Origin of the sequence: Nocardia transvalensis (assembly GCF_015477765.1) — a bacterium.
Lineage (GTDB): Bacteria > Actinomycetota > Actinomycetes > Mycobacteriales > Mycobacteriaceae > Nocardia > Nocardia transvalensis_A.
Map to the genome: position 1 here is coordinate 337,192 of NZ_JADLQQ010000008.1, position 25,295 is coordinate 362,486.

At 66.6% G+C, this 25,295-nt stretch carries 26 protein-coding genes; 24 read left to right on the forward strand and 2 right to left on the reverse strand.

Features of this window, described 5'->3' with window-relative positions; all coding sequences use genetic code 11:
* Window positions 1-7: 7 nt before the first annotated feature.
* Together IU452_RS25150 and IU452_RS25155 are read right to left on the reverse strand one after the other, a co-directional pair.
* Window positions 8-757: a pentapeptide repeat-containing protein gene (locus IU452_RS25150; RefSeq protein ID WP_195111601.1), complete on the reverse strand. Its 750-nt coding sequence runs from the start codon at window positions 755-757 to the stop codon at window positions 8-10.
* A 413-nt stretch (window positions 758-1,170) separates the two neighbouring features.
* Window positions 1,171-1,920 (reverse strand): helix-turn-helix domain-containing protein, encoded by a 750-nt coding sequence (locus IU452_RS25155; RefSeq protein ID WP_195111602.1) that lies wholly within the window; start codon window positions 1,918-1,920, stop codon window positions 1,171-1,173.
* A 1,181-nt stretch (window positions 1,921-3,101) separates the two neighbouring features.
* Here IU452_RS25155 and IU452_RS25160 point away from each other — a divergent pair.
* The 24 genes from IU452_RS25160 to IU452_RS25270 all read left to right on the forward strand — a co-directional run bounded on the left by IU452_RS25160 (window position 3,102) and on the right by IU452_RS25270 (window position 25,218).
* Window positions 3,102-3,650, forward strand: a complete 549-nt coding sequence (locus IU452_RS25160) for a hypothetical protein (protein WP_195111603.1) — start codon at window positions 3,102-3,104, stop codon at window positions 3,648-3,650.
* 122 nt (window positions 3,651-3,772) lie between these two features.
* The gene (locus IU452_RS25165; protein ID WP_195111604.1) at window positions 3,773-4,756 is read left to right on the forward strand and encodes a cutinase family protein; all 984 of its coding nucleotides are present in this window, start codon (window positions 3,773-3,775) and stop codon (window positions 4,754-4,756) included.
* A gap of 11 nt (window positions 4,757-4,767) precedes the next feature.
* Entirely contained in the window at window positions 4,768-4,890 is a 123-nt protein-coding gene (locus IU452_RS39005; protein ID WP_267467639.1) for a hypothetical protein, read from the forward strand.
* On the forward strand, window positions 4,887-6,035 hold the full coding sequence (locus tag IU452_RS25170) for a lipase family protein (RefSeq protein ID WP_195111605.1): 1,149 nt from the start codon (window positions 4,887-4,889) through the stop codon (window positions 6,033-6,035). Before IU452_RS39005 ends, IU452_RS25170 begins: the two co-directional genes overlap by 4 nt.
* A 115-nt stretch (window positions 6,036-6,150) precedes the next feature.
* Window positions 6,151-7,638, forward strand: coding sequence for a cutinase family protein (locus tag IU452_RS25175; RefSeq protein WP_195111606.1), 1,488 nt, complete (start codon window positions 6,151-6,153; stop codon window positions 7,636-7,638).
* A gap of 143 nt (window positions 7,639-7,781) precedes the next feature.
* Complete coding sequence (locus IU452_RS25180; protein ID WP_195111607.1) at window positions 7,782-8,495, forward strand: hypothetical protein; 714 nt, start codon at window positions 7,782-7,784, stop codon at window positions 8,493-8,495.
* Window position 8,496: 1 nt separating this feature from the next.
* Complete coding sequence (locus IU452_RS25185) at window positions 8,497-9,165, forward strand: hypothetical protein (protein WP_195111608.1); 669 nt, start codon at window positions 8,497-8,499, stop codon at window positions 9,163-9,165.
* Window positions 9,162-9,443, forward strand: a complete 282-nt coding sequence (locus IU452_RS25190) for a hypothetical protein (RefSeq protein ID WP_195111609.1) — start codon at window positions 9,162-9,164, stop codon at window positions 9,441-9,443. The genes IU452_RS25185 and IU452_RS25190 overlap by 4 nt, the downstream gene beginning before the upstream one ends.
* Window positions 9,444-9,565: 122 nt before the next feature.
* Window positions 9,566-10,492 (forward strand): alpha/beta fold hydrolase, encoded by a 927-nt coding sequence (locus tag IU452_RS25195; RefSeq protein ID WP_195111610.1) that lies wholly within the window; start codon window positions 9,566-9,568, stop codon window positions 10,490-10,492.
* Window positions 10,489-10,722 (forward strand): hypothetical protein, encoded by a 234-nt coding sequence (locus IU452_RS25200; RefSeq protein WP_195111611.1) that lies wholly within the window; start codon window positions 10,489-10,491, stop codon window positions 10,720-10,722. Before IU452_RS25195 ends, IU452_RS25200 begins: the two co-directional genes overlap by 4 nt.
* 30 nt (window positions 10,723-10,752) lie before the next feature.
* Complete coding sequence (locus tag IU452_RS25205; protein ID WP_195111612.1) at window positions 10,753-11,379, forward strand: hypothetical protein; 627 nt, start codon at window positions 10,753-10,755, stop codon at window positions 11,377-11,379.
* A 7-nt stretch (window positions 11,380-11,386) separates the two neighbouring features.
* Window positions 11,387-12,184: a hypothetical protein gene (locus IU452_RS25210; protein ID WP_195111613.1), complete on the forward strand. Its 798-nt coding sequence runs from the start codon at window positions 11,387-11,389 to the stop codon at window positions 12,182-12,184.
* Window positions 12,181-13,593: a hypothetical protein gene (locus IU452_RS25215; RefSeq protein ID WP_195111614.1), complete on the forward strand. Its 1,413-nt coding sequence runs from the start codon at window positions 12,181-12,183 to the stop codon at window positions 13,591-13,593. Before IU452_RS25210 ends, IU452_RS25215 begins: the two co-directional genes overlap by 4 nt.
* Window positions 13,590-15,059, forward strand: coding sequence for an SCO6880 family protein (locus IU452_RS25220; RefSeq protein ID WP_195111615.1), 1,470 nt, complete (start codon window positions 13,590-13,592; stop codon window positions 15,057-15,059). Before IU452_RS25215 ends, IU452_RS25220 begins: the two co-directional genes overlap by 4 nt.
* Window positions 15,056-16,747 (forward strand): hypothetical protein, encoded by a 1,692-nt coding sequence (locus IU452_RS25225; RefSeq protein WP_195111616.1) that lies wholly within the window; start codon window positions 15,056-15,058, stop codon window positions 16,745-16,747. The genes IU452_RS25220 and IU452_RS25225 overlap by 4 nt, the downstream gene beginning before the upstream one ends.
* Window positions 16,748-16,750: 3 nt before the next feature.
* Entirely contained in the window at window positions 16,751-17,872 is a 1,122-nt protein-coding gene (locus tag IU452_RS25230) for a C40 family peptidase (protein ID WP_228818677.1), read from the forward strand.
* A gap of 219 nt (window positions 17,873-18,091) precedes the next feature.
* On the forward strand, window positions 18,092-18,922 hold the full coding sequence (locus IU452_RS25235; protein WP_195111617.1) for a hypothetical protein: 831 nt from the start codon (window positions 18,092-18,094) through the stop codon (window positions 18,920-18,922).
* Window positions 18,919-19,464, forward strand: a complete 546-nt coding sequence (locus tag IU452_RS25240; protein WP_195111618.1) for a hypothetical protein — start codon at window positions 18,919-18,921, stop codon at window positions 19,462-19,464. Before IU452_RS25235 ends, IU452_RS25240 begins: the two co-directional genes overlap by 4 nt.
* Window positions 19,461-20,447 (forward strand): hypothetical protein, encoded by a 987-nt coding sequence (locus IU452_RS25245; protein ID WP_195111619.1) that lies wholly within the window; start codon window positions 19,461-19,463, stop codon window positions 20,445-20,447. The genes IU452_RS25240 and IU452_RS25245 overlap by 4 nt, the downstream gene beginning before the upstream one ends.
* Window positions 20,444-21,358, forward strand: coding sequence for a hypothetical protein (locus IU452_RS25250; RefSeq protein ID WP_195111620.1), 915 nt, complete (start codon window positions 20,444-20,446; stop codon window positions 21,356-21,358). The genes IU452_RS25245 and IU452_RS25250 overlap by 4 nt, the downstream gene beginning before the upstream one ends.
* 102 nt (window positions 21,359-21,460) lie before the next feature.
* Complete coding sequence (locus IU452_RS25255; RefSeq protein ID WP_195111621.1) at window positions 21,461-22,393, forward strand: hypothetical protein; 933 nt, start codon at window positions 21,461-21,463, stop codon at window positions 22,391-22,393.
* A gap of 21 nt (window positions 22,394-22,414) precedes the next feature.
* Complete coding sequence (locus IU452_RS25260; protein ID WP_195111622.1) at window positions 22,415-23,338, forward strand: hypothetical protein; 924 nt, start codon at window positions 22,415-22,417, stop codon at window positions 23,336-23,338.
* 56 nt (window positions 23,339-23,394) lie between these two features.
* Window positions 23,395-24,360 (forward strand): hypothetical protein, encoded by a 966-nt coding sequence (locus tag IU452_RS25265; protein ID WP_195111623.1) that lies wholly within the window; start codon window positions 23,395-23,397, stop codon window positions 24,358-24,360.
* 198 nt (window positions 24,361-24,558) lie between these two features.
* A complete protein-coding gene (locus IU452_RS25270) occupies window positions 24,559-25,218 on the forward strand; it encodes a hypothetical protein (RefSeq protein WP_195111624.1) in 660 nt (219 codons plus the stop codon).
* Window positions 25,219-25,295: the final 77 nt, after the last annotated feature.

A 25,295-nucleotide genomic window follows, 5' to 3' on the forward strand; every position in this document is an offset into this window, starting at 1 on the left:
TGCCACGCTACTCGGTTGGGGGCATGAACCCGTCAGGCCAGTTCGTAGTGTTGTCGTATACGATTCCGCTCAACTTCGTGCCATTCAGGTTGGCACCCGCAAGGTTCGCTCCGACGAGGTAAGCGCCCGTGAGATCGGCACCGGCGAGATCAGCGTGATCGAGATCGGCACGGTAAAGGTCCGCGTCCCGGAGCGACGCATCGCACAGCTTCGCGTCGCGGAGCTGTGCGTCGTAGAGGTCTACAGCAACGAGGTACGCACCAGATAGGTTCGCGCCCCACAGGTGGATCTTGCGGAGGTTCCCTGACAACGACGCGTTAACTAGGCACGTGCTGTGGAGGTCAATCGGCTCTTGCCATTTCGAAGTGATCTTGTCACGCTGCCCCACCACCTTGAGGACGGTTTGGATATCAGGCGGAGGACTAACCAGTCTCCAGTCACGGTCCGATGCTGAGCACTCGGACGCTGTCGCGTGTGTCCGCACGAATGCCGTAAGCATCGAGAAGACTGTCGCATGATCGGATGGTGAGTCTTCGGCGAGGCGTGCGAGCACATGGATGCCAGCAAGGCGAACATCGATCTTGTCCGAGGCGAGTTGCTCTGCTGCCTTTTGCAAACGGTCACTAACCGCAACCTGCTGGGAAAGGGTATTCTGACGGTTCGTGGCTTGGAGCGATTGGTTCGTGAACCACAGAGCCGCGATCGCGGCCATCGTTGTCGTTGCCCCCGCAATCTTGGTCCAGCCTTGCCAGGTCATCAGACGGTGAAGAGCTGCCGAAACCCTTGAGCGAGATGACGGAGACGGTGACCGCAGTGAGCGGCTTGAACCGGCGATCAGCCTCCCATTGCTCGATGACTTCCGGGCATCCACAGTCACTCCTCCTCCTCGAACCGATTGCGCCCCAGCACAGTAACGGGAGGGTCTGACACCCCTGATTAACAAGGTCATCAAGCGCTGCGCGCTGCAGAAGCGGAACATTTCAAGCCGGCTCTATCCGTATCTAGATGAGACGGAAGTGGTGGGCCCGGGATGGTGCGGATGACTACAGCGGTGGCCGCACTGGGAAGCCGTGATGATGTGGAAGCCGGGCGCGCTGCGAAGCCGGGTAGGTCGCGGCGAGGGGCGCACAGGGGGCGTGGTTTGCGGAAGGCGATTGGGACAGGTAAGGGTCATTCCGTGCGGGCCGGGTCCGGTACTGGAACCGCAAGGTAAAGCAAGACGTCTTTGACTTCGACGTTCATGGCCGAGATGTAGGCCGCGTGGTGAACGCCAGTTGCCTGATCTCGCCAGCGCAGGTAGTCGGTGGTGTCCCGGCCGAACGCGATGCGGGATCGGGTGAGCCAGAACCGATTGAACTCGGCGCACGGGCGTAACCGCCGGAGAAGGTGCGCAGTCTGCGGGGCATGTCGGTAGACTCCCATGGCGCCCTTCAAAAGAGCTACTACCTGGTCTTTTTCATTGTCTCGGTCGGTCAGCACGTGTTCGGAGTAATGATCTTCGAAGATCCATGGCGCAACGTTGCCGGCCTGGTCGAGTAGCGGAAAGGCGCGAAGCATTCGATCGTTCGCGGCCAGGATGTTGAGGAGCGGATCAGTGTAGGCCGCGAGAATCCCTTGCTGGTGGTCCAGGTAGTCGAGATAGTCGAGCATCCGAGGGCGCTGCTGTACCTGGGCGCAGAGCGTTTCGGTCGGGGTGAGATCCAGTGGGGGCGCTAGCAGATCTCGGGCGTGCCGCGCTTGGCTGTCGTTGAGTTGGTATCCGACGATGAGTACCTGTAGCAGCTCCGGGCTGGGCAGGCGTACGCCCTTCTCGATGTCCCGGATGTGGGTCTCGCTGATCGTCGTCTTCAGGCGCACCTGTCTGCGCGACATCTGCCGCTCTTCGCGGATCTGGAGCAGGAATCTTGCCAGCGACGGCACGTGTGCTTGTGTACGGTGAAAAGGGCGGTGCGGTCCTTCCTTTGGGCCTGTGGACATGCGATGTTCCCCCCTCCCTTCAGAGCTTTCGAGCATGGGCCGGTAGATTCGATCAATGGTCCCCCTGCTACCTGCCGTCGGGGCTTTCGAGCATGGGGGCCGGTAGATTCGATCAGTGGTCCCCCTGCTACCTACCTATCGGTTTTGTTCCTACCAGAATGGATACTCAGGGAGCAACGGTTTCCAAAATCCGACGATTGCGGATTGTTAACCATCGGAGGCGTGGATCTTGGGGTATGCCCTGCTCAGGGGCATAATGGTCGGATTTGGCGAGCCTGAAGATCTATAAATCAGCCTTTGGTGCTCTGACTGCTAAGTTGGTGCGAAAACTGCTGGTTGATAGCCCTTTCGGTATTTGGCGCAAAATGCTTCTGGTGCAATTTGCGCCTAATTTGACTGTGGCCTTTTCGGTCCGTTGGGGGTTTCGTAGATGCGGCAAATAGAAACGCCTCCGAAGGGAAGAAGCCAGTGGATCCGTTCGTGATTGTGTCCTGGGTGAACGCAGGTTTAGCTCTGCTGTCCAATGGATTGGCGGTGGCCGGGCAAGTGCTGTCGCTGATCTTGCCGTTCCTCTGACAGGCGCTGTCTGCCCAGGGTCCCCTGGCTGCGGTGATGCTGCTGGGGGGCCCGAGGGGGCGGTTTCGATCAATTCTCTCCGCTGATACCACTTTTCGCGCAGAAGGGGCTATTTTCGCATGTCCACGTTGAGAACTCACGCCGAGACGGGCGCGATTGGGTGCACTCCACGCGTGCCGCTGGATCCGTGCCCGAAATCTGCTACCGCACCTCGGCGTATGCGAAGTCAGCGAGGAAGCACGTTGTTTCGCCGCGGTGGTGTCGCGGTCGCGGCTCCACTCACAGTCATGCTGAGCTGCTATGGGGTTGCTGGAGCGAGCACTTCCGGCGTGATCGCAGACCAGCCAGGGGTTACCAGCCCCGCTCAACCGGGCACGACACCACCGCCACCGCCCCCGGCGCCTGCTCCGCCACCGCCCCCGGCGCCTGCTCCGGCTCCGCCGCCGGCGGAGCTTGCACCGGCGGCACCGGCGTATGTTGAGCAGCCGCCGGAGATCCGCAATGGTCCGGCCCCGCGGCCGGAGCCGCCGCCGGATCCCGCGCCGCCGGTGGAACTGGAAGATCTGCATCTTCCGGAGCCGGTGCCGCCGGTAGCCCCGATTCAGCCGCCGGAGAACACGATCCGGATCGGACAATGGCAGACACCGTCGCCGGACTGGCTGCCGCCCGAGGTGCGCGATTGCGTCAACAATACAGCCGCGGGCGCGGAGGCACACATCGCGACCGCGCTGGACTCGATCGGCATCCCGGCTGGACGATCCGACCGGGTCAGCGGAGCAACGATGGCCGGGGCGGCCGTCGGCGGAGCAGCGGGTGCGGCCCTCGCCGGGACACCGGCCGCGGCAGCGGGGGCCGTGGTCGGAGGGCTGATCGGCGGCACGGTGGGCGGAATCGCCGGTGCGGCACTGGGAACGGTCATTGCGGTGCCGGTGATCGGAACCGTCACCTCGGGAGTCGCCGGGACCGCACTAGGTGCCGCCGCCGGCGCCGCCGCAGGCGCGGCCATCGCCGGAGCACCTGCGGGGGTTGTCGGTGCAGCTATCGGTGGCACGATCGGCGCCGGTTTCGGTGCCGGTGTGGGGGTGGGCCAACAGTGATCGGCCGAATCTTCCTCGTGCGTGCGGCGGCTGGCACTGTCGCTGCCTCCTGCGCAGTCCTCTACATTGCTGCCGAACCGGCTGTTGGCCAGGCAGTTCCGATCGGGCCAGGCTGCCCGGCGATGTATGTCCTGGCGATCCAGGGTACGGGCCAGTCCTCGCCCGACGCCGATCCCACCACCGACACCGGCCTGGTCGGCGCACTACTGGGGCCGGTGGTTGCTGCTGTCCCCAATCTTGTGCAGCGCAGCTACATCGGATACAGCGCCGCTTTCGGCGGCGCGGTCCCCGGCGGCGGACAGGAGCCCTATGTCGAGTCGGTCAGCGACGCGCTCACGCGACTGACCTCTGCCGCCGCCGATGTCGCCGCCGCGTGCCCGGAGACCATGCTGGCGGCCGTCGGCTACTCCCAAGGCGCACAGGCGGTCTCGGCATTCGCGCAACAGGTAGGCGCTGGCAAAGGCCCGGTCCCTCCGGAACGGGTTGCCGCGATCGCCCTGTATTCGGATCCGGACCGGCCCCCCGGAGCGCCCGTCATCCCAGGACGGCCAGGCCAAACAGTGCCCGACCCGGCACCGGGAACCAGCGGCAACGCAGTAGCGACCGTGCAACTAGGCCCCCCAGCCGTTGCCGGTGGCGGCATTGTGGCGAACGGCGCCGACTTCGGCGCGTTGACAGGCCGGGTGGCCGAGATCTGCGCGATCGGCGATCTAGCCTGCTCGGCACCCGACCACGCCGCACTGCTGCGCCTCGGCGCACACATCGCCGCCCAAGCAGATCTGCGCAACCCGCTCGCCGCACTCGGCTCGCTGAACGCGATCCTTCGTGACACCCTCGGCTCAGCCTGGACCATGATCCTGGCCGAGGACTTCCAGACCGGCAACGGCACCGTCGACTACCAGCCGCGAAAACCACTGGCCCAGCGACTCATCGACGCGGCTGACCCCCGCATACCGACACCATCTGCCGAGACGGCGGCTGCCGCACACGCGCAGTGGACACATATCGCCGCCGCGGTCACCGCCAACCCGATCGTATTGCTGCCGAAACTGACCGGACAACTCGCCGCGGCCTGGAACCAGCTGATCGCCGACAAGCCGACCTGATCAACCCGGCGGTGTGGGCCGCTTACGCGGGCACGGTTTTCGCGCACAACGGCTACGCCACCGGCGGAGAACTGGCCTCGGGCATCGCCTGGCTGATCGCGATCGCCCACGACATCGCCAGGAGTCACCAATGACCGACCATACCCAGACCGCTGACGCTCACGACGAGTTCTTCGGTGAGGTCTCCGTTGCTCCCGGCCGTCGACCGGGCGATCTGCTGCGGCTGCGCAAGTCGACGGCACCGCAACTGCGCGACACCGACACCTGGCAGATCGTCTACGTGTCCAGCGACTCCTACGACGAACTCACCGCCGTCTCCGGCACGATCCTGGTCCCGGACACCCACGCCGAGATCGGAGCCGGGCCAATCCTGGTGTACTGCCCCGCTTTCCACGGCCTGGGCGGCGTACATGCGCCGTCTCGGCTGTTGGCCGCTGGCGCGGATCCCGAAGCCGACCGGATAACCGCGGCGCTGGATCGTGGGTGGACCGTAGCGGTCCCGGACGGTGAAGGACTGCTGGGGGACGGGCCGCACACGTTCTTGGCCAGCCGCGCCGCCGCGCACTGCGCCCTCGATATCGGCCGCGCCACCTACCGGCTGCCCGATATCGACTCCGACAACGCGCCGGTCATCGTGTGGGGATATGCCGACGGCGGGCGGACTTCGGCGTCGGCCGGTGAACTCTGCGATGTCTACGCCCCCGAGTTGGACGTACGGGGTGTGGCCGCCGCCGCCGTCGTCGCCGACCCCGGCGAGTTGGTGACGCACCTGGATAACGGGCCATGGGCAGCGCTCGGGCTGGCCGGCCTGGCTGGGCTCTCTCGCGCCTATCGACACCTGCCGTTACGGCACCTGCTTACCGACGAAGGGCGTGACGCCGTCGCCGATGCCGAAAAGCTCGACGCCACCACGCTACTAACTCGATACCCACAGTCGCTGGCCCGCTGGTGCGAGCGCCCGGACCCGTGGAACGACCCAATGTGGCGCTACGTCCTGGAACGCGAACGACTCGGCTGGGTCGGGCCACGGGTACCGGTGCACCTGCTGCACGGCACCGATGACGCGGTCGTGCCGATCAAACAAGGTATGTGCCTGCGTCGCGACTACGAGGCCCTGGGAACCCCAGTCTCCTGGCGCGAGTACAACGCCGGGCACCTCGATTGCGCGTCGGCCGCGTTGGCCGAAGGGCTCGCACGGCTGGCCGACGACCTACAACATCACAGCGCATCACCGCACCCATCCACTGCCAGAAGGCAAGCCGATGCATCCGACCAGTGAACCGACACGCGGCCCGCGCGCTCGCCGGAACATGCTGCGGCGCAGCAAGTCAGGAGATGGCGTTCCGTCTGCGGGCCACCAATGTTCGGCTCTCACCGCAAGTTGCATCGTCGGTGTGCTGCTGGCCGCGTTACAGATCACGCCGGCCGCAGCCCAGACACTCGAGAATTCCGCACCCATCGAGGGAGCCTGCCCCGCCCTCTATGCGGTGGGAGTTCAAGGACCGGAGGAGACCGCGCCGGACGCGGACCTTTCCTCCGATAGCGGAGCGCTCGGGCAACTGTTCACTCCGCTGTTGGCACACGCGGGCGACCTGGTGCAGCGCGTCTACGTCCGGTACGGACATTCCGAGCAAGGCGACGAGCAACCATACGACCAAGCCACCGACACCGCAGCCACCCAGCTCGAATCGATTGCCCGCGACATCGTGCACCGTTGCCCACAGACGAAGATCGCTGCCGCGGGATACGGCCAAGGCGCAGTGCCGGTTTCGGTGTTCGCCCAACGCGTCGGAGCTGGCACGGGCCCGGTCCCCGCCGACGCGGTGGCCGCTGTCGCACTGTTCGCCAACCCGCAACGCCCGGTCGGCTCACCCGTACTGGTCGACAAGCCGGGACAAACCACGCCCGGCCGAGTCCCCGGCACCTCAGGGAACAACGTCGCGAGCATCCGGCTGACCGAGCAAGGTCCGGCCGGGGCAGGAATTGACCAAAGCCGCACGAAAATAGCGGATTACGGGGCTCTCACTGGCCGGGTCGCCGACTTCTGCTCACCAGGAGACATGACCTGTGACACGCCGCCGGGATCGCCGCTGGCGCGGACTGTGCGCAACATCGCCGACCAATCGGATTTCCGCGACCCGGTCGCCGCGATCTCGACTGTGGCCCAAGCGTTGTCGGCGATCGCGTGGAAGACCGCGGCCGGTGTCGTCACCGAGGACCTGTCCGGCTCCAGCCTCGACCAGCTGTCCTACCAGCCCACCAAATCCCTCGGTCAGCGATTGGCCGAAGCGTCGGACCCGTCCACCCCCATGCCTGGACCGGGCCAGGCGCTGGCGGTGCTGTTCCGGCTGGGAACGATTGGCCTGAACGCGGTGGTGTCGGTCGCGCAGAAAGTCTTGACACCCGCCACGATCGCCGAGCTCGCCACGATTGGGCTGGCCAACCCGGCCGCGGCGATCGCCGATCTCGGTGTCAAAGTCGCAGGCGCTGTCGCCGAGCTCGTGCCACCGCAGACCGCACTCGGTTGGGTTGATCAAGCCTTCGACGCGATCCAGTCCACAGTGACCGACCAGTCCCAGCTCTACAGCCTGGCCATGCAAACGCAGTACAGCGACACCGCAGGCCGCCACGGCGCCTACACCACAGTGCCCGCTAACCCCCAAGGCGAACCACCGCTCACGGTCGCGGCCGACTGGCTCATCGCCGCCGCCCGGGACACTGCCGCCGCAGTAGGCACACCACGACCTGCACCGAAACCACAACCATCAGCCAGCTACTCACCTACCCCGACGAGCCGCCCCGGCACGACCGCATCCGCGACGCCGAACGCCTCCACACCATCGTCGACTACCCCGGCCCCACCCGAACCGGGTTCGCCATGACGGCACCGCCCAGACCCCTCCGGGGAGACCGCCGTCGCTGCCATCTCTGCGCCAGAGAGACATGTGCGGTCTGTCCCTCGCGGGCCGTCTCCCCGGAGGGCCCACCCACCGAAAGCCCCACGCCAGCAAGGAGGTGACACACCATGCCCGCCTCGAGCAGCAACACCCCCACCGACACCGCACACGGGTGGGGCTGGCTGACACCCACAGACCCGGTACCCCTCCCACACGACCCGCCCGAGCACCCCGTGTTGCCCGACGGCGGCGAATGGCGGTGGCTGCCCGAACCCACAGCGCAACCCACCGAGCTACCCGAGCGGGCACGTGACAGCCGTTGGCGCCTTCCTCGGCGCGGCTGGATCGCCCTCGCCGCCGTGCTGACCGGCTGCACCGCACTGGTGATCATCGGGGCAATGGCGACACGGCACCAGGACGCCCCGGTGGCCATACCCACCCTGACAGCGGCACCGCCGCCAACCACCACACCTGCCGCCACGGCATGCGCAGGATTGACAGGTTCGACGGTCACCGACGGCGCCGGAAATACCGACACGATCGCGGGTGTCATCGCGGCATTCGAATTCGCCTACTACAGGACGCGGTCGGCCGACGCGGCGATGCGGCTGCTGGCCCCGGAAACAGGAATCGTCGCCGAGTCGCTCGCCGCGGGGATCGCGTCGATCCCGGCTGGCACCTCGCACTGCGTGGCTATCACCCTCATCTCCGACAACACCGCCGACGTGCATGTGGTCGAGCTGCACCCGGACCGATCGCGGATGGATTACCTGCAGGTGATCAACACCCGCCGCACCGACACCGGCCAGCAGCTGATAACGAACATCCAGAAGGCGGGATGACATGCACACCAATGCATTCCAGCTCCGCACCATCAACTCCTCCGACCTCGAACCATCGGCCGGTCGTCTTGACCCGGACACGATCGCCGCCCCGACACCGGAACGTCTCGCCCCCGTGCGGCAGGCACCGCTACCGACTCTCGGCCCGCACCCGCCGCTGTTCGCGGTCCTCGGCGCGCACGGGGGAGCCGGAGCCTCGACCCTGGCGCGGTGGTGGGCGCATTCGGCCGACACCGGTCTGGCGTGGCCGGCTTCGCCGACCACCACCCAGCGAGTAGTCGTGGCAGCCCGCGGCTGTATCCCCGGACTCACCGCAGCCGCGGAGCGACTGCGGGAATGGCACGCCGGACTCGCCCCCGAGGGCGTGAGCATCGTCGGGCTCGTGCTGGTCGCGGCCCGCCCGGGCCGTGTCCCGGGTGTGGTTCGCCGGTACCGCCGCACCGTCGCCGAACTCGTCGACGGCACGGTGTGGGCCATCGGCTGGCACGACGAACTGATCGTGCGCGAGCTCGACGACCTCGCCCAATACACGCCGTTCGATCCGCCCCCGCGCCGCCGCGCCCGGCTGACCGACGCCGTACCGGCCGACGTCCATTTCGCGGGCAGCGCCATCACCACCCGGATCGCCGCCAGTCGCGGCGAATCCCTGAACTCGAAGAGCACCTCATGACCCACCTCATCACCGAATCGGTCGTCATCCTGGCCGAAATCAACATCACGCCTGTGCAGCCGCCCGGCGCGGATGGACTGACCAGGGTCGTCAGCTGGCTGGCCTGGTTGGTGACCCTCGCAGGGGTCGCCGCGCTGATCTACGCGGGCGGGAAATTCGGCTGGGAGAGGTGGCACGGCGGCGCGGTCGAGTCGCCCAAGATCGTTCTCGGTGCACTCGCGGGCGGCATCGTCGCCACCAGTGCCGGGCAGATCATGGATCAGATCGTGAGCTCCTGATGAGTTCCGAGCTTGAAATCGCTGTCTCTCAACCAATCTCACCGGCCAATCAGCGAAGCGAACAGCCTGACACGGAGCCTGCGTGTCTGGCGCGAACCCACACCGTCCCCAGGGGAGAAACCATGTATCGCGACCACACATCGATCACGATTCCCGTCGACGGCGCCGAGCTGTCGGCGTCACGATGGGGGCGACCGTCCGCGCCCGCGACCGTCGTCTACATCCACGGACTGCTCAGCGACTCCTCGGTCTGGACGCCACTGATTCGGCATCTGCACGAGCATCTGGACGCCGGCATCGCACAGATCGCCTTCGACCAACGGGGCTATAGCCCGGCACGACAGAGAATCCCGTGCCGGGGGATCGAAATCTCAGACCTGGCAGAAGATTTGGACACCGTCCTGACGCACGCCTGCGGGGCCACGATCGTCGCTGCGCACTCTACCGGGTCGCTGCTGGTGCAGGCGTGGGCCGAGCGGTATCCGCATCACGCGGCCGCGGTGGCAGGCATGGTTTTGTTCGGCGCAGCTGCGGAGTTTCCCGAATTCCCCTGCCTGCCAGCTCATTACCGCAGTTGCTTGCGCCGTCTGCGGTCGCGGGAGATGGGGGCGGGGGCTGTGGAACCGGCGATCGGGGCCCTGCTGCTGCGCCGCTACTTCCGGCGACGGACCTGCTTCGGCCCGACCGACAGTGCGCTGATCGCCGGAATGCGGCGCACCGACCGCCGCGCCATGACGGCTCTGTTCCAGGCGTACAACACGTACCAGCTGACCGAGCCGGTCACTGAATTGCTGCGTGGCATCCCGACATTCGTGGTCGCGGGAGAGCTGGACCGGGTCGTACCTCCCAGCCAAGCCTTGCGGCTGGCGGACACGATCTGGGCCGACTACGACCTCGTGCTGGGCGTGGGTCATTCCCTGCCGACCGTCACCCCGGGCCGGGCGGGCGAGGTCATCGGCCGAGTGCTCGACATCGCCTACCACGCTGACATCGGCAGGTTACGCGAGACCGTGGACGAGTCACTCGGTGAACTCGGAGAGCCGCTGTGATCGCCCGACCGCTCGACCCGAGTGTGACCCAACCGCTGGTCCAGCTGCTGGGCTGGCTCGCCTGGATCGTACTGCTGTTGTGCATCGCTCGAGCGACGTGGGTTGGAGGACAACTCGCCATCCGGATGTACCGCGAAGAAGCCATCGAAGGACTCGCCGGATCACTGCTCGGTGCAGTGCTCGTCGGCGCCGCCAGCGGCATCGCAGCGGCGCTCTTCCCGACCCATTGACATCTGCATCGAAGGACCTTGGAAAACACGATGAAATACACGAGGCGCAAGTTCAGAGTCGACGCCAGCGTGGCGACGGGCTGCCTGGTGTTGGTTACGGCGCTGGTGGGGTGCTCGGTCGGACGACCGAGCGTTCCGGCCGAGACCGCCGATATCCATGCGGTGCCGACGAACCTGAAATCTGTTGTCTTTCAGGCGATACGTCTACCGGTAGCCGCCCAGGGGCCACACGTCGACGACGGAACCGTCGCGACAGGGTTCAACCGGTCACCAGTCGGGGCCGGGTTGGCGGCGATCCAGGCGACGGTCCGGGTGTCGGTGGCCACTGATCGCCAATACGCGCTGATCGGGCAGCGGATGGTCGCCCCAGGACCGGGCCGCGACGCCTGGGCAGTGGCTCGCGCGCAGATTTCGATCAGCGCCGCAGCGACCGCTCCGCCAAAGATCCTCGGCTACCGGATCACCGGCTACACCCGTGACCGAGCCGAAACCGAAATATTTGCCCTGCAACCGGATTCGTCGATGACTCGCCACACCGCCATGGTGGTGTGGCTGGACGAGGACTGGAAACTATCCATGCCCGACGGACCGCATTCTCCTCTGGTGAGCGCGGTCACCGCGCTACCGGCCGACGCTATCACTCTCGTCATGCGGTGAGGGGGCCATGACTATGAGCACTCGCAGACTTCTGACCATCGTCGGCATTTGCCTGGCCCTCATCGCCGCAGCGGTGGTCGGGCTCGTCGTCACCGACAGCCGTGATACGACACCGCCGTCGCCTACACCGCCCGCGACCACAAGCCGGGCGGCCAATGGACAAGCAGCGGTGCCTTCGAAGGTTCCCACCGCTGACCTGTTCGGCAACCGGCTCGACGTCACTGTCAGCGAGGCTGGAGAGGCGCTGGCACAAGACCCGAGTCAACGACCGAATCCCGCTGTGCCGGACTACCTTTGGGTGCCGCCTGCAGGATTGCGCTGGCAGCGGGGATGGGGTGGGGCCGCACTGCCGGTCTCGACCAGTGACGGACCGGCCCGCATCGAAACAGGAGTCGCGTCGGGATTCGCCAACACGCCCCAGGGAGCGGCCCTGGCGGCCTGCGACGCACTGGCTCGAGCCCTGGCCGCCCCGGATGGCGTCTGGCAGCAAGTGGTGCGAACCCGGTTCCTCGGCGGCGGGCAAGCCCTGATCGATCGATTCGACCGCAGCCGCACCACTCCGAACTCGGCCCGGTACGTGACGGTCCCGGATGGAGTGCGTGTTCTGGCGAGCTATCAACCCGACTTCGCTGTCGTGCAGATAGCGGTCCGGGCGCGCGCGGGATGGACTTACGGGACCTGGCCTATGGCCTGGAGTGATGGCGACTGGCGGGTCCGTGTGCCCGACGACGTCGAAACCTTTTGGCGCGAACCGATCTCCATCGACACGCTGACCGGATTCGGTCAATGGGCGGGGATCAAATGACCACGGCCGCGCACAGTCAAATCCCGGACATCCTCTGCGATCTGCCATTCGGGCCGATGGAGGTGTGCATGCTCGCCGATGCGGGCAAGGACGCTGTGGCGAAGGCAGCAAACTCCGCCCTCGACAACCTCGTCGACACTCTGCTGGACAGCCTCGGCAAAATCCTGCGATTCATCCTGACCTGGTGGATCGAACTCCCCTCACCCGAACTCGAGTCACCGCAAGGTGAGCCGGGGCCGGTGCTGACGGCCATTCGGGACTACACGAGCGGTCTTCAGATCTTGCTGATGACGGCAGGAATCCTGTTCGCGGCGGCACGGCTCGCGCTGGCCAAACGCGGCGGCTTGGCGGGGGAGGCGCAGGAGTCGTTTTTGATGTTCGGCCGGGCGGTGATCGCGTCGATGTTGTTCGCCGCGGTCGTGACATTGGGGACTCGCGCGGGTGACGCATTCTCCGAGTGGGTGATCTTCGATGCCTCCCGGGGTGATTCCAACGCGGTCGTCGCTCGCGTCGCTGAATTCGATCTGCGGACGTTGCCCGGGCTGGGTACCGGGGTGCTGCTGATCGTCGGGCTGCTCGGCATCGTGAGCCTGCTCGTCCAACTGGTGATGCTGGTCGTACGCCAAGCCCTTCTCGTCGTCGTGGTCGCAGCACTGCCGATCGCCGCGGCGGCCTCGGGAACCGGACCCGGCTCGCAAGCCTACAAGAAGATGCTGGCGTGGGCGCTGGCCTTCGTGCTGTGGAAACCCGTGGGCGCGCTGCTCTATGCGATCGCGTTCGCGGCCATCGGCGCGAAAGGCGATGGGCAGCAGCAAGATCCGCAGCTGGTGCTCCTTGGGCTGATTCTGCTCGTCATGGTCGCGGCGGTGCTGCCAGCGTTGATGCGGCTGGTGGCACCGGCGGTGGCAGCGCTGGGCGGTGGCAGTGGTGCGTCCGCCGCATTGGCGGGTGGAGCGCTCGGCGTCGCGCTGGGCTCAATGGACTCGGGCGGGAGCCGCTCCCAAGCTCGGAAGATGAGCGAGGGCGAGGGTTCGCCCGGCGGTGGCGGCCCGCAGCCCGGTCCGTCGCCAAGTTCTCCCTCGGGAGGAGGAGGCGGAAGACCGAGCCGTCCCGTGGACAACGGCGGTGGGAGCAGCGGGGGCTCCAGCGGCGGCAACTCAGCCGGGGCGGCGCCTGCAAGGAGCGGTAGCGCTGGCACGGCCGGTGGCACGACTGCGGCCAAGGCATCGTCGGCCGGCGGGGGCGCGGCCGCCGCGGCGGGCCCAGCGGGTGCTGCGGTCGCCGGAGCGCAACTCGCTCAGGGCGGTGCGCAGCGGCTCAACAACACCGTCAGCGGCCAGACCGGCGAGGCCGACGGAAGTACGGGCTGGGATCCGGAAGCGCCGGGGCCCAGGGAGGTGCGGCGATGACCACACGCATGTACGGGCGCTGGGAGCGCCCCCGCTCAGCTGGATTCTTTGGACTGACCTGGGGTGTGTCGATGGTCGGGCTGACGCTGATCGTGGCGATCATGCTCGCGTTCATGGCTACCCGCTCATTGCGGATAACCGGAGTTGTGACCGCTTGTGCCGCCGTGGTTTTCATCCCGATGGCGGTCACGATCGGTGGGCGAACGGGGTGGGAGATCGCCCTGCTGCGGGTGCAGTTCGTGCTGGCGCGATCGCGCGGAGAGTTGGTGTATCGGTCGGGGCGGTTTTCGCGGATCCCGGGTGTAGCGAGATTGCCTGGCCTGCTGGCGAATTCGCGTTTGATGGAGTACGAAACGCCGGGCGGTAAGCGGTTCGCGCTGATCCATATCCGCCGCACCGACCACTACACCGTGGTGCTGCGGGTGCTGCCGCGCGGCAAGGAACTCCTCGACCAGGCGCAGATCGATGCCTGGGTCGAGGGCTACGGGCAGGCGCTGGCGGCGCAGTCGCGCGACGGCGAGGTGGTCGCGGTGACCTCGGTGCTGGAAACCGTGGTGGAAACCCAACTGAAACAGCGCCGCGAGGTCGCTCGACTGGTCCGCGATGACGCCCCGCCATATGCCCGCGCCGTGATGCACGAAGCGGCCGAGATCGGCGGAGTCGGGGTGCGGATCGAGGCCCGGATCGCGATCACCTACCGCGCGATTGGGCGAGGTCCCACGCGGCGCGACAGCGCCGAACAAGCGCGTGAGATCGGGCAACGGCTGCAAGGGGTTTTGTCTCAGCTGGCTCGGGCCGGGCTGCCCGCCACTCCGCTGGAGGCATGGGAAGTGCTGGGGCTGGTACGGACTCGCTACGACCTGGCCTCGCAGCGAGACGTGGAGGTCGCCGGCCGCGACATCGTGCAGACCCAATCGTGGGAAACCGTCGGCCCTATCGCGCACGACGATCGGTGGGACCACTTCCTCCACGACGGCGGCCGATCAATCACCTGGGAGATGGCGCTTCCGCCCCGAGGCGCCGTGCTGGAGACCGGGCTGGAGGACCTGCTGCGCCCGCGGGTCGACGTGCCGCGCAAACGGGTCGCCATCGTGTATCGGCTGCACTCAGCGGCCGAAGCCACCGACATCGTCGACGCCGACTATCGCGACGCACTGGCCGCCGAGCAAACCGAGCGTGGCATCGCCTCGGCGGCCGCGTCACTGCGTGTGGAGAACACCCATGCCGCCCGCAAAGAACAGGCCCGAGGCGCCGGTCTGACGCGATTCGGATTGTTGATCACGGTCACCGACAGGCTAGACGGTGACCTGCCGGGCATCGAGCCCATGGTCACGGCGATGGCGGCGGCATCGCGGCTGACCGTGCGGCGTTGCTACGCCGCCCAGGCCAGTAGCTTCGCCGCCAGCCTGGGCATCGGCGTGATCCTGCCCGAGCACACCTCGGTATCGAAGCGGGTGAGCGCATGATGAAGCACCAACCCGGACGGACAACAACCATCGCGGGCATCCGCGTTCTGACCCCTCAGGCGCGAGCACAGGCTGAGGACGCAGCGAAGGAACGTGGCCTGCGTGGGTGGCGTGCCCGGTTGGCGCTGTCCAGCGATGACCATCGGCGCGCGAACGCCGCCCAGCGGCTGGAAGATCAGCGGCGCGACGGATTCGTTCGACCGCTGGCCAAGATGACCGATCGCGGCTACGCCGGCGCCGGCGGTGGACGCGCGGCGGTCGTCCCGGCGGTGCCGGAGTGGCGGGCCACCACCGTCCAGGTGGCCGGCCTGTGGCCATTCTGTGTCGGGGCCGCGGCCCCGGTGGTGGGGACACCGGTGGGCACGCACTACATCACCGGCGCGCCCGTGCATTTCGATCCGATGTCGTGGTTCCTGCGCGGCTACATCACCGCGCCGTCGAGTTTCGTGTTGGCGCTCAACGGTTTCGGAAAGTCCTCGCTGATCCGCCGACTGGTGACCGGCGCCGTCGCCGCCGGACGCACCTCGTTGTGCCTGGGCGACACCAAACCCGACTACCGGGATCTGATCGACCGGCTGGGCGGGCAGGTGATCGAACGCGGCTACGGACAAGGGCTCAACCCGCTGGCGGTCGGGGCGCTGGGATCGATCCTGGACCGCCTCGCCGACCCCGATCAACGCCGTCAGGTGGCGGTGCAGGTCGAGGCGGGACAGGTCAACATCGTCGCGGGCCTGATCGAATTGGTCAGGGGCTCGAGGATCGCCGACTACGAGGAAACACTGATCGCGGCCGGGCTGCGTGAACTTTTCAGCGCCGCAGGCGGATTCACCCCGGCCAACCCGCCGCTGCTGTCGAACCTGCTGGCGGTCATCGACCAGGGGGAGCTGCGACTGCGGCGGTTCGCGGAAGAGGACTCACCGGAATCGTATCGGGCCAGCACCAAACCCCTGCGGCGCTCGCTGCGGGCGCTGATCGAAGGACCCTGGGGGGAGATCTTCGACCGTCACACCAGCGTCCCCCTCGACCTCGACAGTCCGGCCGTATGCCTGGATGTGTCCCGGGTTCCGATCGGGGACCGCAAACTGCTGGCGGCGGTACTAATGACCTGCTGGTCCGAAGGTTTCGGTGCGGTAGCCGCCGCGCACGCGCTGACCGGGGCCGGGCTGGCGCCGCCGCGCACGTTCCAGGTGGTCATGGACGAGATCTGGCGGGTGCTCGGGGTCGGAGAATTCATGGTCGACCGCGTCGACGCACTGACTCGCCTGCAACGCGAGCTGGCGGCCGAGCTCATCATGTGTAGCCACTCCCTCAAAGATCTCGAGAAATACAACGCACTCGGATTCTTCGAACGCGCCCGGGCCAAGGTCATCGGCCCGGTCGGACCCGAGGAAATCCAGCGCATCCGCTCCGCTGTGTCGATCACGGCCACCGAAGAACTGCTCGTCACCTCCTGGGCGGCACCACATCCGCCCGACGACGACCGCATCGACGTCATCGAGACGCGAGAAACCCCACCCGGCACAGGCTGTTTCCTACTCAAGACCGGAGAGGCATCTGACCCCGGCATCGCTTTCCGCATGATCTTCACCCCGGCCGAACGTGCTGCCGATGTGCACAACACCAACCGACGTTTCGACCACCTCACTCGCCAGGGCGCAGGCGAGACCGTGCAGGAGGCGGACGAGTGAGCGATGAATGGCTACAAATCTGGCCTCGCGCTGATCGTGAGCCTACCGCTGCTGGCGTTCCTGCTGATCGTTATGGTCGGCTCGGATCAGTCACAGTCGTGTGCGTTATCGGCGGCAGCCGGAGTGGACGGCCCGACCGGTGCCTCGGTGGCCGGGCTGAGCGAGCGGCAACTGCAGCTGGCACGCAACGGGGTGGCGATCGGGAAGCAGCGTGCTCAGCCCGAATCGGTGATCATCGCCGAACTAGCCGCTCAGGCAACCGAATCCACGTTCCGGAATTTGGCGAACCCTGCAGTACCGGAGTCGCTGCGGTACAGCAACGACGGCCTGGGCTACGACCACGATTCACTGGGACCACACCAGATGCGGGCCAGCGTGTGGGGCGCTGCCGGAATCGGCGCCTTGATGACGCCTATTTACCAGATCAACTGGTTCTACGACCAGGCTTCGGCGGTAGCCGGGCACGAACGGATGTCCTCGGCAGAGCTGGCGCAAACGGTGGAGAAGTCGGCACCGAATGCCTATGCCGCGCAACTGGATCTGGCACGGAAGTTGTATGCCATGTTCGCCGACATCGCTCCCGAGTCCATGCCGCCCCGGCGACCGGGACAACCAGCAGGTGGCTGTGGGCCGGAGGGCAGCGGAGCTCCACTGGTCACTCAGGACGGCTCGTTCGGTACGGCGGTCGTGCGCGCAGCGCAGCAGTGGGTGGGCACGGACTACGTGTGGGGCGGTGGCGACCAGAACGGACCGACCAAGGGTGGGTTCGATTGCAGCGGACTCACGTTGTTCGCGATCTACCAGGCGTCCGGCGGGACGGTGCGGTTGCCGCACTACACCCAGGCTCAACAGGACCACCCCGGCGCCGAAGTGGTGCCCTTCGACCAACGTCAGCCCGGCGACCTGGTGTTCTTCACCCAACCCGGCGACCGCAATTCCCACCACGTCGGGATCTACGTCGGCCGAGACGACCACGGCACCGACCTGATCCTGCACGCCCCTCAGACCGGACAGCAGGTCAAGACCACCCCCCTGTCGGCATGGAAAGGCGAACGCATCGACATCCGGCGCTATCACCCCGCCAGTCCGCACGAACCAACCTCGGAAGAACGGAAACGACTGTGACGCAAGACTATACGAAAACACAGGACTGCGACCGAAACTCGGCTCACGCGCAACTGGAGCGATGGCCATATCGTTCAGCCCGAAGCGCTCGCCCGTTCGTCAGCGATCGGATGTATCTCCTACCCGGATGTGGTCGGCGTGACAGAGAGCTATGAACAGCGGGTCGGTTCACTTCCGTTGTGGCAGCGACGAATTCTTCGATCATTGCACCAATTCGCCGTGGAGGAACGGCAGCTGGCCGAGCGTGGACCTTACGAGTGGGAGTCCGACTACGAGGAGAGCCGTGGAGCGCTGGCGGAGCGGCGCTATGACCACGAGCGCCGCGCCGAGCAACTCGGTATTCCCCGTGAGTGGCTGGACACAGCTGCGGAGCAGGGGGCACGCGGAGTCACATGGGACGAAGGCAATCCACTACCACCGGTGCACATCGCGCGAGTGGTGGTCCTGGACCGGGTGAGCGCGTTGGCGTTCGTGGTCGACGACATGGCGCTCATCGATGCCGAACGCCGCCGACGCCAAGCCATCGGCATTCGAAGCCTTCTCCACGACGAAACCGATGTGCCGAAGCTCATGGACGACCGATCGTTTCGGCGAAACCTGGATTCAAGGTGGCTCGTACTGAATGGCTACGCGGATCTGACCGCGGTGACCGCCGATGAACGCGACCAGGTATGGCAGCAGATCTGCCGCACACGGCCATACCGAGCCGAAATGTACCGATCCGTGTCGACGTCGAGTATCGACCGGCTGTGGCGGACGCTGAGCTCGCGCCAGGCATCAGTTCGGGTGTGGAAGCTTCACGATCTGCTCGAGCCCGATCCCAGCAACCCACCGACTAGGGAGCCGGCTGCTGCCTTCCCTACACCTACTGCCGTGAGAGTGCTGGCTACTGCCGCAGTCAACGAGGTGGGGCCCGCGCCAGCGGACGGCATCGGTGCCGGTACAGCCGCCGAGACCGCCATCGGCATCGATAACCACACGGGTTGGACCGACGACCCCGGCGGTGATCGGCGCCCGGAACCTCACGCCGGGCAGGGGTTGGAGCCATGAACCGCCGAATCCGGCTGATCTCTGCAATCGGCGCGACCACTGTGATCGCGCTGCTCGGCTCCTGCGGTCACAGCCACGATCGGGCATCGAAGCCCGAACCACGCTGCAACAGCACGTTGTTCGCACCACGCGACCAGGTCGATCACTGCTCCGCCGAGGCAGTCATGACGGCCGCAGCGTCAACGGTGTTCAGCTATCGACCGGCCAGCGAGCCTGACCCGCGCGACGCGTTCCGGCAGGCGAAACCGCTGATGGACCCGGACTACGCCCGGCGGGCCGAGCCCGCGGCGGGGGTGCTGGTCCCGATCACCGGCACCATGTGGGCGCAGTGGGCCAGCGCGGGCACGACCATCACCGCCACAGCCCGCGTCACCGGCGACGATCACCCACCCGACACCGGCACCCGCGCCGCGCGGGTGCTCGATGTCACCCAACAACCCAGCGACAACACCCCACCGATCCGGTTCGCCCTCTACGTCGAAGCAGAACGACCGAACGAGGCTGCGGGGTGGCGTATTTCAGCAATGGAGGTGAAACAGTGAGTGGCGGTGACCCCGTTGACGAAGGCGGGCAAGCAGTGCGCACCGGATTCATCCAAGCCATGCAGACCACGGCCATGACAATGAATCTTCTGCAGCGGCGGGGCGCGGAGTCGCGGTCGATCGCCGAATTCCAACAGCGCCAAGCCGATCGAGCATCCGAGCAGAGACGCAATGGCGAAATCCACGAACTGCAGGCGCAGGGCTACCGAGACCGCGCCGAGAAGGCGCAGCAGCTCCACGATCTGGAAGTAAAGATCAAACAAGCGCGGCTGGCCTACGACGAGCGCTCCGATGCTCGCCGGGAAGCCGAGCACACCGCGAACGAGGCCCGGCGCAACAAGATCCACGGATACCAGGTGCAGGGATACCGGGCCGAGAGGATCCGCAAGGACGCAATCCACGCACAACAGATGGACGGCTACACCACACGGAAAGCGCAAGCGGCGCATCTACACAACCTCGACGCGGAGTACAAGAAGCTACTCATCGACGGCCGCCGCCGAGCCATGGGGTTCACCGAAACGCTGGCCGACATCAGCGATCCGGGGCTCGCCTCCGCGGCCACGTCGGCGGCCGCCTGGGCCGCCGCACGTAGCACCGCTGATCTGTCCGACGATCACCAGACCTACTCCGACGCCTACAGCGAACGCTACGCCGAAGACACCGGAGAAGACCCCACGGAGCTGATCGGTACGTCCGTCGATGAGCACCACCAGTACGACTACGACACCGAAAACAGCTGGCCAGCGTCCATGTCCGAAGCGATGGCCGGTGTCGCAGAAGAGCTCACGTTCGACATTTACGCAGGGCAGCTGCACGACCCGGACAACGACAGCGAACCGGTGATCTGGGACGGCACCGAGATGGGAGCGGCCATCGAAGCAGCCGGGCTGACCGGTGCGGTGCCGGAGAGTTTCCCCACCGGACCGGTTCCCGAGACTCCGGGGTCGGTAGCGAGCCTGGACACGGGAATCGAACCATGAGCAGCACGAATTGGGTGACGCCGATGCCGACCCCGCGGCAAGTCAAGATGCTCAAGGCAATCCACGCGCAACAGATGACCGAGAGAAAAGGCGCGTTCGGTCGCGACCGCGGTGCGCAGTCGGCATCGTGGGACGAGCAGCGAGTGGCCGACGCCCGGCTGGTACGGGAGTTGGAGAACGTCGCTGCGGCCGCAGGCGTCCCGCGGGAATGGATCGAGCAGGCGCGGGAGCGTGGCGCATCCGGGTTGCCGTGGAACACGAGGCTGAACTGGCGTGTCCCGGAACCCGTCGAGCGGGCAGATGTACTCGCGACACTGGCGGCCGATGTTCGGCAGGTCCAGGAACTGGCGACTCTGGTCGCCGCCTACGGCGACGAGGGGCGGCTGCGGGAAGTCGGCACCGCGCAGCTGATCGACCGGAAACTGCGTATCCTCGGCCAGCGCGTTGCCGCTCTGGCGTGGGCCCTCGATATCACCGCCAGCGAGGCCGAGCGGTTGTGGGGCGCTGAAAGCCATTGGACCGCAGCGACTGCCAGCGTTCGCAGCGCTAGCGCTACCTCGGTGGCCGAGCGGTGGCGAGCCCATGCACGGTCGGACACCACCTCTCTGGATCTGCAAGCGACGGCACTAGCGAAATGCGGACTGACCGGCAAGCACGCAGAACATGGGCCACCCACTCCGGAGGAAGTGGTGCAGGTGGCCCGAAACCTGCTCACACCAACACCGACCACCGCGGCCGCGCCCACCGCGACCGAGGACAACGTGGCGCACGGACCTGACGACGGACGTGCGATAGGCGCAGCGATTGCGGCTGTCGAGTTCAGCGCGGCACCCGAACCCGAGGCTCCCGTCACTGCACCCACGGCCTTGCCCCCACGTGACCCGTTTGCGCTGCCGGAGCTGGAGCCATGAACGAAAGCCGGTGGGACACAGAAAAGCCGGTGTTCCGGGGCTGGGGACCGCCCCCGCCTGTATCAGCAAGACCGATATCGACTCTTCAGCGAGGAGGCTGTCATGCGCGACGACATTCCGTGGCGGGATGAACCTGCATGGCGGGTCAGGCTACTGCAACAGATTCAGGACTTGGCCGCCCACCGGACAGGCATGCTTCGCCGCGGCTACCAACAGTTCCACGGCCATGACGAGCTGGCACGCGAAGGCTGGCGCGCGGAGCTGATCCTGGTCGAGGAAATTTGTGGCGATCTCGAACGACGAGCGCTGGCCTCAGGCATTCCGAGACCGTGGATCGATGACGTCCTCGTGCTGGGGCGCCGCGGTATCCGATACATCGACCACTACCCGGACCCGAGGGTGGGCACCAACCGGGCACGCGAAGCGTTGATCGAGCGCCTCGCCGATGACGTATGGCATCTGCAACACATGGCGGTAATCGCGGCTGCCCGCCGCGACCGGCTCTATGGACAGGGTGTGCTCGCCGAACCCCAACCAGCTGCGGCGGGACAGTTCGAACGTAACATGATCACCTACTGGACGCGGGCCTCCGGCATCGCGGGCTCGATCGATCTGACGCGACTCGAACGAAAACAGTTGTGGGCGAGCACAGTTGATGATTGGCGGCGCATCGTTGCCGCGACCACCGCGACCTATGACGACCTCGAGCTGAACCTTTGGTGGCTTGGTCACGCACACGCCGGGATCGAAAGGATGCTCGGCTCCAGCCTGGATCCTTTCACGACCACCGCCATCATCGGCGACATCCGGGGACACACGCTGCCGACGCCCACGGACATGATCGCCGCCGCCGAAGAAGCCTTGGTCCCACCCAGACCGCTGCGCCACCCCCACTCCCGCCCGGCCGCCGGGGCATCCGAGGCCATCGAGACCATGCTGCCTGAACCCGGCGCATGGTCGGCGCAGCCGCCCGACCCGCCGACCGCAGCCCCAGATCCCCCGCTCGGCCCGGACACCGGGATCGAACCGGTATGAGCCTCGAAACCGAGGGTGGTCGTGAACATCAACCCTAAAGGATCGCAGCGCTGCGGTGATCTCCCGAAACAGGTGGCCCGAGAGCTACGTGCGGTGCAACTACTGGCCAAACAGGAAGCCGAAATGATCCGCCAAGCCCAAGCATCTGGACAGGATCTCACCACGTTGATGCCGATGACCTTGCGGATCAACGAGATCGGACGGGTGCGAGAACTTGCCGAAGTCGCCGCCCGTGCCGCGGGCGCGCCGAGCGTGTGGGTCGACCGCGTTCGTCGGCTCGGCGCGCTCGGGCGGGAGTGGGACGACAACCAACTGCTGCCCCCACCACCGCCGCTGCGGCGGCGCCGGGCCGCGCAGCGCGTCCTCGATGACGTGAAGCAGGTGATCGACATGGCGGTCCTCGACGCTGTACGCGAGCACCTACTGAGCCTCGAGGCCATCGAGCATCGCGATGAACCGACGATTGCCCAGTACCGCACCAACATGGACGTGTTGCTGGCCCGGGCCCGATACACAGCACGGTTGGGCGGGATGACCGAACAGGAAGTAGGCCGGACCTGGGAGCGATCCCGACGGGACTGGCGCCAAGACATCAGCCACTACCTGCACAACCACACCGGCGACGACATCGACGCGTTGTGGGGCCGATACGCCAGCTCGGACATCGAACGAGATGCCCGCAAGGCAATTGGAAACCTGCGCCGTGAGCTCAACGTGGCAGGAAATCCAGGACCGAACCTCTCCCCTCCACCGTCGGCCTACTTACTGCATCAAGCCCGCGACGCGTTGGCCGCCGAACTCAACCACGACGACGGCGCTCACATCGCCACCGCGATCGGCGCGGCCCTTCCCAAGGACCTCACGCGCGCCTGGGACAACCTCGACCGAGAGGCGGCGTCCCGGCTCCACACCGGGCCGGTTTTCGATGCCGGACCGGACCCATAGGTAGCCGACAACCCCGCAACCCAAGCCGATAACGAACACCGGATGGAGGTGTCATCATGACCCAACCGGAACCGACATCGTCGAAGACGATGTCGGTGCAGCAGTTACAGCAGCAACTGCTGCAACAGATCCACGATCTGGCCGTGGAAGAAACCCGCCTCACCCGACTAGGTTTCGACGCTACCGACGCCAACGCGGAAGCCAACTGGCGCAGCCATCTCGACGGCATCGCCGCGCAGCGGGAGACCACCGAGCAAGCTGCGCTGTCGGCAGGGCTTCGACCCATCGCCATCACAATGGCCCGCACCCTCGGCGCCAACTACCGCCCGCCAGAACCTCAACCAGCCGAGACCGTCGTACCCGACTCGCACGCCAACTCGGTCATGCCCGTGGCCGGGCGGGGATTTCTCGTCGACATGATCAAATTGGAGTGGCAGCAGTTGCGCCGCATGACGGTGTTGAACGCCGCGCGCCGACTTCGACTGCCCGAGGGCTTGTTCCACATCGGTGCTGACCCCGAGGCGGTCGCCGCCGTCGAGCGGAGCCTGCATGTGAAGCGGACCCGGATCGCTGTGCTGGCGGGCGTGGCGGGTCTCACCGAGCAGGAGGGCGCGGCCATCTGGACCGACGGCGGGGTCGAGGACATGCGACGCCTGGCCGTGGTCGCCGTCGAGCCACTCGACGATCTCGCCCTCGAGCACGCGTGGAGAGGTATTGCCCGGCAACGGGAACCGGAAGTACCGCCGTATGTGCTAGTCGATCCGCAAACTGGGCAACCGGTCGGAGACATCCGTGTACTGCCGCCGACGATCGAGGAGTTGGACGCGAACGCTACGGCCGCGCTGCCGATCGCCGACTCCTCGGGCGCATACACCGGGCCGCCCCACCCGATCGATCGGCCTGCCGGAGCAGCCGTCGAGACCATTCTCCCCACCGGCGCCGATCTCGAATGGACAGCCACTCCAAACCCGGATCCCGAGCCACCACGGACGACACCCGGCATCGGTGCGGAGCCGGACTGACAACCTGGTCTTGGCGCGTCGTCGAACGCGCGCATCATCGTGGCCGAAGAGACGGCCGCGCAACGTTGGCCGCGGCGGCGCTGGCGCCGTCCGCCGCAGGTATCACCCACCTATCGCGAGGGACATCACCACACCGCAATCGATCTCGACGATCCGGTTGCGGCCCGAACCAACCCGAGACAAAAGGGGCGGAACACGATGTCCGACAACACCTCCGACGCCGTCAACCCCGACAGCACCGGGAGCTGGCCGACAGGAATCGAACCGGTTTCATCGAACCAGCTACCGACAGATCCCGATGCGGGCAGGGCCGCCTGGTCCGGCCCGGCCGTGCGCGCGGTCCAGCTAATGCTGCTGCGAGACGTACAGAACACCGCGCACAAGCAGCATTTCTTGCTGGCCCTCACCGCCCAGGTCGACGACGGCACGGCCGAGTTTCGACAGCAATGGGGAGCCATCCTCGACGACATAGCTGGCGCAGTGCAGCGGACAGTGGCCCTCGCCGAGAAGGGCCGAGTCGCCTCGTCCGATATCACCCGAGCCCTCGACCTCGGCGCGAAAGGGCTGCCGTGGCACATCCGACCCGCGAGCCCCTCCCTGGCACTGTTCGAGCAGGCGCTCAACCAGCGCGCCGAAATCGCGACAGGTGCCGGGGTGACCAGCAGCGATAACGGGGGACAGGTCAATCCGCAGGGCACGCCTAGCGCCGAAACCGGCGCAGCCGGTCGCCCGATTGGCGAAGCGATCGACACCGCACTGCCGGAACCAGACCACGGCGACTGGCAAGGAACCCCTGAACCTCCCGCATCGCCGCAGGCCGGACACGTCCCGGCACCCGAGCCGGGCAACGAGCCGTGAGCTGGGGACCTGGCCAAGGGCCCGGAGGGCAAGCCCGGCTCCGTCCAGCACGTCGGCCCCGGGCTAGGTCGGTAACG